Origin of the sequence: Candidatus Synechococcus spongiarum SH4 (assembly GCF_000586015.1) — a bacterium.
Classification (GTDB): domain Bacteria; phylum Cyanobacteriota; class Cyanobacteriia; order PCC-6307; family Cyanobiaceae; genus Synechococcus_B; species Synechococcus_B spongiarum_F.
This window is the reverse complement of record NZ_JENA01000055.1, coordinates 1-8,625: the sequence shown is the minus strand read 5'-3', so window position 1 is coordinate 8,625 and position 8,625 is coordinate 1. Positions and strand designations below refer to the sequence as shown.

6 protein-coding genes are annotated in these 8,625 nt (G+C 63.7%); 3 read left to right on the top strand and 3 right to left on the bottom strand.

The features are described 5' to 3' along the window. Positions 1-605, top strand: a 605-nt coding sequence (locus tag BG35_RS13015) for a hypothetical protein (protein ID WP_025781814.1), incomplete at its 5' end; no start/stop codon positions are given. 325 nt (positions 606-930) lie between these two features. Here BG35_RS13015 and BG35_RS0104020 read toward each other — a convergent pair. From BG35_RS0104020 to BG35_RS0104010, 3 genes are all read right to left on the bottom strand, one after another. Then, positions 931-2,697 carry a peptidoglycan D,D-transpeptidase FtsI family protein gene (locus BG35_RS0104020; protein ID WP_034416958.1) on the bottom strand — a complete coding sequence of 589 codons (1,767 nt, stop codon included), beginning with the start codon at positions 2,695-2,697 and terminating at the stop codon, positions 931-933. A 2-nt stretch (positions 2,698-2,699) separates the two neighbouring features. Then, positions 2,700-3,182, bottom strand: a complete 483-nt coding sequence (locus BG35_RS12650) for a hypothetical protein (RefSeq protein ID WP_152535162.1) — start codon at positions 3,180-3,182, stop codon at positions 2,700-2,702. Positions 3,183-3,263: 81 nt separating this feature from the next. Next, complete coding sequence (locus tag BG35_RS0104010; protein WP_025781811.1) at positions 3,264-4,721, bottom strand: CPBP family intramembrane glutamic endopeptidase; 1,458 nt, start codon at positions 4,719-4,721, stop codon at positions 3,264-3,266. Between the two features lie 522 nt (positions 4,722-5,243). Here BG35_RS0104010 and BG35_RS0104005 point away from each other — a divergent pair. Next, positions 5,244-6,491: an ABC transporter permease gene (locus BG35_RS0104005; protein ID WP_025781810.1), complete on the top strand. Its 1,248-nt coding sequence runs from the start codon at positions 5,244-5,246 to the stop codon at positions 6,489-6,491. A 113-nt stretch (positions 6,492-6,604) separates the two neighbouring features. Beyond that, a complete protein-coding gene (gene ftsH, locus BG35_RS0104000) occupies positions 6,605-8,515 on the top strand; it encodes an ATP-dependent zinc metalloprotease FtsH (RefSeq protein ID WP_025781809.1) in 1,911 nt (636 codons plus the stop codon). Positions 8,516-8,625 lie beyond the last annotated feature (110 nt).

Genomic DNA, 8,625 nt, shown 5'->3' with positions numbered 1-8,625 from the left:
GGCTTGGCTCCATTGGGCAACAGCGCTGCACGGGCTTCCCGGGGTTGGCGCAGGGTGGTTACCATGGGGAAGCCTGCTGTCTTCCCCTGATGCCTTCATGGTTGTTCCCCGCAGCGCTCACCGGCGGCATCTCCCTGCTGACCGGCGCCCTGGCGGTGATCTGGGCAGAGATCAAGTCCAGCGAAGCCAGGACCGCAAAACAGTTGGATGCCCTCAGAGACGACCTGAAGGCCAACGAGATGCGCCAGCGGGAAGAGATGAAGGCCAGCGAGATGCGCCAGCGGGAAGAGATGAAGGCCAGCGAGATGCGCCAGCGGGAAGAAATGCGGGAAATGCGGGAATATATGCAGGCCAGCGAGGCCCGGCAGCGGGAGGAAATGCGGGAATACATGCAGGCTGGCGAGGCCCGGCAGCAGGAGGCCCTCAAGGCCATGGAGGCCCGGCAGCGGGAAGAAATGCGGGCCAGCGAGGCCCGGCAGCGGGAAGAGATGAAGCTCAGTGAGGCCCGGCAGCGGGAAGAGATGCGGGAAATGCGGGAATACACGAAAGCGCTGGGGGAGAAAGTGGATCGCCTGGTGGAGACCATGGCAACCGTCAGGACGTGAAGTAAGGTCTGGCTCCATTGGGCAACAGCGCTGCGCGGGCTTCCCGGGGTTGGCGCAGGGTGGTTACCATGGCCAAGCCCGCCTGTCTTCCCCTGATGCCTTCATGGTTGTTCCCCGCAGCGCTCACCGGCGGCATCTCCCTATCTTCAGCCAGGTCCGCGGCCAATGACAAGCAGCCAAGAGGCGCATCAGGATCCCGACCACACTCCCGCCTGATCCGGAATCGGGGTTAGTCAGTAGTGGGCGCCAGTTGGAAGCCAACTGCCTATGGCCTCCCCCATCCCTGGCTCTGCCTCTCGAAACTCTCAATCCCCGAAGCCTTCCGTCAACCGGCGCCGCCACGGGCAGGCAGCAGGTTGTCCAACGCCATGATGCTGTCAATCACGCGATACGCCACGGGCAACGCCACGGTGGTCCCGTAGGTCTCCTCGCCACGGGGTTCATCCAGCACCGCCAACACCACGAAACGAGGTTGATCCGTGGGCAGGTGAGCCACGAAGCTGGTGGTAACGGTGTCCGGGTCGTAGCCGCCATGGCGCGCCTTCTGAGACGTGCCGCTCTTGCCGGCAACGGGACGGGGCTGCAGCCCGGCTCCGGGGGCTTGCGCCAGCCTGGTGGCTGCGGCCATCCAGTTGCGCACCGTGGCGGTGGATGCCTCCTGGAAAATGCGTTTGCGCTGGGGGAGGCGGGGGGTGGCCGCCATGGCGTTCCTGTTGCGCAGCCCCTGAACAACATGGGGCCGCACCAGCCAGCCGCCATTGGCCAGGGCGGCATGGAGTTGGAGCAGCTTGAGGGGGGTGAGGGCAATCCCCTGACCAAAGGATGCCGTGGCGGCATGGATGGGATTGGAACGGAAAACCTGCAGGGATTTCAATTGGCCCGCAGTGGCGCCCGGCAGGTCCGTATCAGGCGCCTGTTCAATCTCAAGCTTGTGCAGCCATTGCCAGTAGCGCTGCCGGGATAACCGCGACATGGTTTTGACCATGCCCACATTGCTGGACACCTGCAACACCTGGGGCATGGTGATCACCCCATGAACCTGATTCCGGTTGTTGTGCAGTGTCCAGGACTCCACCACCACACTGCCCGTGTCATGCACCGTGCTGTTCCCGTGGATCACCCCCTCCTCAAGGGCAATGGCCAGATTGACGGGCTTGAAGGTGGAGCCGGGTTCATAGAGGTCTTCCACAGGCCACCCACGAAAATGCCGGGGGTTGGCCTGCCAGAAACGGCCGGGGTCAAAGCTGGGTTGTGAAGCCAGGGCGAGAAGCTCGCCGTTCTGCACGTCCATCACCATCACCGCGCCCTGTGTGGCCGTCCACTGCTCCATCGCTGCCGACAGGGCGCCATAGGCTGCCCGTTGCAGACGAGCATCCAGACTCAACTGCAACTGCATGGCGTCGTCGGTGATGGCGCCCATGGACAAGGTATTGACGGGCAACATCGCCCCGGACCCGGCGCCCAGGCGCCACGGGCTGCGTTCCCCTTGCTGCAGTTGGGTGTTGCGACTCAATTCCAGACCTGCCTGGGGTTGGCGCTCCAGATTCAGGAAACCCACCACGTTGGCAAAGAGTTCACCCTGGGGATAACGCCGCTGTGGGTAAACCTCCACGTCAATCCCGCTGATGCCCAGGGCTTCCACCCGCTCCCCCTTCTCCAGACTCAGGTGTTCCAGCAGGCGGATACTGCTGCCCTGCCCGGAGAGGCGTTGCTCCAGATCGGCTGCCGGCCGGTTCAGGACGGGGGCCAGCCGTTGACTCACCTCCGCCGCGGAGCGCCTTTGGCCGTCCCGGTCGCCAGGGAATTGAAAATAGACAGGGTGGGCCCAGATGCGCACCCGCATCTCGTCCCAGGCCAGCACCTCCCCTTGACGATCAACAATGGGCCGTCGTATGGCGACGGACCGGGTGGAGGGGGCCTGACGGGAGCGAGCCTGTTGAGCAAGCGCATGCCCCTGAATCACTTGGAGCCAGAATAGCCGTCCCGCAAGACCCAGGACGGACAACAGCAGCAGCAGGAACACCACCACAAGCCGCCCCCTGGTGGAGGGCGCCGGAACAGGGCGCTGCGGGCGGCGGCGGGAACGACCCAAGTTCAATAGCCCCGCAACGCCGGACCAGCTTTGATCCAGCGGCCCAGGCGCCGGAACAGGGACCGATGCTTCAACGGTCGGTCCGGGGGTGGCGGAAGCAGGAGCGGTTCAATGCTCTGGCTGGCGGACAGGCCACCCTGGCCTGTTTGCCCGGCGACATGAATGGCGTCCGGGGCAGCCACGAGTTGGGCCCGGGAGTCCATGACCAGTTGCTGCATGGTGCGGGCATCCTGGAGAGCCGTGTAGGTGCGACTCAGGTTGCGCCGCATCTGTAACTCCAGAACACAGAGAACGGTGGGGATCAGCAGGGACACCAGGAGCGCGCGGTTGGCCAGCCAGTGGATACCCGCCAGCCCCGGTGGGTTGCTGTTGGCCCTGGGAACAGGGGAAACCCGTTTTGCTCCCTGGGACCACCGCCGGCGACGGTCACGTCCGGAGACCGATGTCCTGCCAGTGTCGTGAGCGGACTTCCCCGTGATCGCCATCCTGTAGGACCCCCGAGCCAAATGGAAACGGCGCCGTGTGGTCGCTTAATTTAATTCGGCCCAGCACAGCCTGTCGGGCAATCACAGGCCCAGGAGCACCAGATTGGCAAGGGTATAACCGTTCCAGGCGGCATGCATCAGAACGCAGGCGCTCAGCCGTCCGCTGCTCAGCCGCAGCCAGCCCAGGCCCAGGCCCAGGATCAGAAGCGGGACAAACTCCACCAGGCTCAGGTGGGCGGCGGCAAACAGCAGACTGCTCAACAGAACTCCCACACCGGCCCCATAGGATCTCCCCAGGGCGGGCAAAATCGTGGCGCGGAAAACCAGTTCCTCATAAAGGGGCGCCAGAAGACAGGCCGTCAGGGCAAAGAACACCAGCGCCGTCCAGTCCCGGCTGTTTAGCACCAGCTCCAGCAACGGATTACTGCCTCCCGCATCCGGAAACAGTTGAGACATCCCCCAACTGGCCAGCAGCACCAGGGGCAGGCTAAGCAGGAGTCCCCCCAGCGCCAGGGGAAATGATCGCCAGCCCAGGCCCCATTGCAGCCAGCGCCAGCCGGATTGCCCCTCCCCGCGTCGCAACCAGCGCAGAACCGCCAGCCCCGGCAGGGTCTGTGCCCCATAGACCACCATGGTGGCCATGGCCTGCCCTGTGCCGCTGCTGATCTGCACCCAGTGCCGCAGCGCCAACAGCGCCAGGGCGCCAGCCCCATTGCCCAACACCACAACGCCGCCAAAGAAAAACAGCAGCAGGGCGGGGAGGCTTAGGGGGGGACTTGCCGGGGCTGGGGAGGGGGGCCGTGGGGATCGCTCCCGGGACCATAGAAAACGTCCCAGTTGCACCAGCCAGAGCAGGATGCCCACCCCAGCCGCCAGTGGCCCCGCCAAGCCCACCAGAGCGAGGCGCACCAGGGCCCCGGCATGGGAAGCACCACAGAAGGGGCGGTCCGGGTCCAGGACGGCGCAGGCCAGGGATTGGTAAAGGGGATGGGGGGGTAGGGCATCCCCAAGGGCTTCATCGTCCAGATCCTCCAGCGCGGCAACCGTAGACTGATCCCCCGTCGCCCGCTCCATAAGGGCCTGTTGAAGGATGACTGCCGCCGAGGGATCCCCTTCCCCTGGAACGGAACCGAGACTCTCCAGCAGAGGCAAGGCTTGCTCCGGCTGGTCCATGGCCAGAAGCACCAACACCTGGCGCAGCCGCAGGTCACGATCCGCGGTGGTTGTGTTGTCCTGACGCTGCTGCAGGAGGTCCGCCAACTCCTGGAGGGTGTCAGCGCCAAATAACTGGCGGCTGAGGAGAGGGGCGTTCCGATTCGGGGGAAGGATGAGATTTCCCTTGATCACCGCCCGGCCGGCCAGGGCTTGTAGCTCCAACTGCCGTTGCTCCAGCACACCTTGCACAGAGGGTCTCTCCAGACTGCTCAGCAGCGGTGGCCCCCAGAACACCAGGAGGGTGAGCGCCAGGCTGAGGCCAAGGAGCAGGTTCTGCAAATCCCCGGTCCACTTCAACCGGGGGAGGCGGGGTGTCTGGTTCACGGGCCTGGGGCGCTGACGCCATTCTCCACTGCCACGCCATGGTGGTCACCGGGGTCCTTGCTGGGGAACCACCTGGAGTGGATAGGATCAATCAACATTATCTTGATGAACGCCCATGACGTCCAACAGCGTTTTGGAAGTGTATGGTCTTCGCAGGCCGTTGACTCCGATATATCAATGGCCCTGCTGTCATTGCAGACAAGAACACAATAATGCCTATCAGGATCATAGTTTAGAGAGGCAAGGACACCGCCGGAATCTTACTCTCTGTGATAATCAGTGTGTACTTCTTCCTTTCGCCCAGGTTGTAGGCGGTGTCCTCCCCCTCAAAGCAGAGCCGCCAGCGGTAGGGACAACACGCGGGGAGATACGTGGAGACGCTATGATCCCCCGCAACGGTTCCCCCGGCTGCCGTCCCCGGGTGGCAAGTATTCTGTCCAGAACAACTGATCTGTCTGAATCACGGAAGCTGACGGCTCCAGTTCCAATAGCCCGGTTCTTGCTTGCACGTAGCGTTTTGCCATGCCCCTCCCCTGGCGAGAAACCTGGTCCATGGCCTGGAGCGCTCTCCGGGCCAGCCGCCTCCGCAGCCTGCTCACCATCCTGGGCATCGTCATCGGCAATGCCTCGGTGATCACCCTGGTGGGCATCGGTCAGGGCACCCAGAAGCTGGCCAATGAGCAGTTGCAAAGCCTCGGCGCCAACGTGCTGTTTGTCGTGCCGGGCAATGATCGCAGTCGCCGAGGAGGCGCCGCCAGGCCGCGCACGCTGGTGTTGGAGGACGCAGAGGCCATTGCCAGCCAGGCGCCCAGCGTACGGCGCGTGGCGCCGCAGATTTCCTCCAACCAGATCATCCAGGCGAGTGGCCGTAGCTCCGTGGGTGGCAACAGTCTCAACGTCCCCGTGTATGGGGTTACTCCCGCGTTCCTGGCGGTGCGCCAGTTTGACGTGGAGCGGGGTCACTTCATCACCCAGGCGGATCTGGAGGGCAATCGGTCGGTGGTGGTCCTCGGATCGGCGCTGGCAACCGGTCTTTCCCCCAACATCGATCTTCTGGGCCAACGCATCCGCATTGGCAACAACAGATTTACGGTGATTGGCGTAATGGAAGAGAAGGGGTCGTTCTTTGGGGAAAACCAGGATGAAGTGGCCTATATCCCCCTGACCACCATGGTGAACCGCATCACCGGCCGGGATCCCGCCTATGGCGTCTCCTTGAACTTCATCAGCGTGGAGGCCAGGGATGAGAGCAAAATCAATGCCGCCAGCTTCCAGATCGCCAATCTCCTGCGTCAGCGACACAAAATCCCCAGGTTCGGGGAAGACGACTTCATTGTGCGCACCCAGAAGGAGGCTGCGGCCATCGTCACCACCATCACCGGAGGTCTCACCATCCTGCTGGGATCCATTGGCGGCGTTTCCCTGCTGGTGGGGGGAGTGGGCATCATGAACATCATGCTGGTGGCCGTAAGCGAACGCACCGCAGAGGTGGGCTTGCGCAAGGCCCTGGGGGCCCGCCGCCGGGACGTACTGCTCCAGTTCCTCATTGAAGCCGCGGTGCTGGCCAGCATGGGGGGAATCATCGGCAGCGGTCTGGGCCTGGGCGCCGTTGCCCTGGCGTCGGCCGTCACCCCCTTGCCGGCTTTTATAGGCCCCGGCACCGTCCTGTTCACCGTGGGCCTCTCCGGGGGAATCGGGATCTTCTTTGGCGTGATCCCGGCCCGGCGCGCCGCCCAACTGGATCCCATCGTGGCGCTGCGCCGTCTATGAGGCGGGGATCGGAGAGAAGATCAAAGTGGTAAAGGAAAGTGTTGCCGATTCATGGGCGCCACCGCAGTTATGGGGCTGGGCCGTTTACGTTGTGTAAACTCTTGGAAACAGCCATGAACAAGCGCTGGCGGATTATTGCCCTTTGGTTGCTTCCCGTGGTGATCGGCTTGGGGCTGCTCTGGCAGGCGGCCGGGAATAAAGATGCCACGGACGTGGCGGTGAATCCCCCTGTGGAATCCCGCAACGTGGCCAATGGACGCATGACCTACGGCCGCTTCCTGGAAAGCCTGCAGGAAGATCGGGTGCGGGCGGTGGACGTGTTTGACGGGGGGCGCACCGCCATTGTGGAAACCACGGACCCCGATTTCGACCATCCGCAGCGTCTGCGGGTGGATCTGCCGGGCCTGGCGCCGAATCTGCTGGATCAGTTGAAGGAGAAACGCATCAGCTTCGACGTTCATCCGCCACGGCAATCCTCGCCTGTGTGGGGGGTGCTGGGGAATCTGCTGCTGCCCCTGTTGCTCATTGGCTCCCTGATCTTCCTGGCCCGGCGATCCAGCGGCCTCCCCGGTGGACCGGGACAGGCCATGCAATTCAGCAAGTCCAAGGCCCGCTTCATGATGGAGGCGGAAACCGGAGTCACCTTCGACGACGTGGCCGGTGTGGAGGAGGCAAAGCAGGACCTCAAGGAAATCGTCACCTTCCTGAAGACGCCGGAGCGCTTCACCGCAGTGGGGGCCCGCATCCCCAAAGGCGCCCTGTTGGTGGGTCCGCCGGGCACCGGCAAGACCCTGTTGGCCAAGGCCATCGCCGGGGAAGCCGAGGTGCCGTTTTTCTCCCTGTCCGGCTCCGAGTTCGTGGAGATGTTTGTGGGTGTGGGCGCCAGCCGGGTGCGGGACCTGTTCAAGAAGGCCAAGGACAACTCCCCCTGCCTGATCTTCATTGACGAGATTGACGCCGTTGGCCGTCAACGGGGCGCCGGCATGGGGGGCGGCAACGACGAACGGGAGCAGACCCTCAACCAGATCCTCACGGAGATGGATGGCTTCGAGGGCAATTCCGGCATCATTGTGCTGGCGGCCACCAACCGTCCCGACGTGCTGGATTCAGCCCTCTTGCGGCCCGGTCGTTTTGACCGCCAGGTGATGGTGGATGCCCCGGACATCAAGGGGCGGCTGGCGATCCTGCAGGTTCATGCCCGCAACAAGAAGCTGGCGGAGGATCTCTCCCTGGAGTCCGTCGCCCGGCGGACACCGGGCTTCACCGGCGCGGATCTGGCCAATCTGCTGAACGAGGCCGCCATCCTCAGCGCCCGGCGCCGCAAGTTGTTCATCAGCTTGACGGAGGTGGACGATGCGGTGGACCGGGTCATTGCCGGCATGGAGCGTCAGCCCCTCACCGACGGTCGCAGCAAACGGCTGATCGCTTATCACGAAGTTGGTCATGCTCTGGTGGGCAGCCTGCTCCAGGCCCATGACCCCGTGCAGAAGGTCACCCTCATTCCCCGGGGTCAGGCCCAGGGACTCACCTGGTTTTCCCCGGATGAGGAGCAGGAGCTGGTCTCCCGCGCCCAGCTCAAGGCCCGCATCATGGGCGCTTTGGGGGGGCGCGCCGCCGAGCAGATTGTCTTTGGTCAGGCCGAGATCACCACAGGGGCCGGGGGGGATTTTCAACAGGTGTCCGCCATTGCCCGACAAATGGTGACCCAGTTCGGCATGAGTGAAATCGGTCCCATTTCCCTCACCAGTCAGGATCGGGAGGTGTTCCTGGGTCGGGATCTGATGATCCGCAGCGAAATGTCCAACGCCAGCGCCCGCAGCGTGGATGAGCAGGTGTTCAAGTTGGTCCACCGGCTTTATGACGACACTGTTGCCCTGCTCAGTCGCCATCGCGAGTGCATGGACAGGGTGGTGGAGGTGCTGATTGAGCGGGAAAGCCTCAGTGGTGACGAGTTCACCAGCATTGTGGCCGAGTACACTGCGTTGCCCGGGAAAGCGCGTTTTACGCCTCTGCTGGCCGGTTAGATGTGGCCCTGCGCCACAGTGGTCGACAACTGAGGTGTTCCGAGCAATCGAATATGGCGGATCATTCTTCGTTTCAGCCAGGGCAACCCCTTGATCCTCAAGGGTGTCCC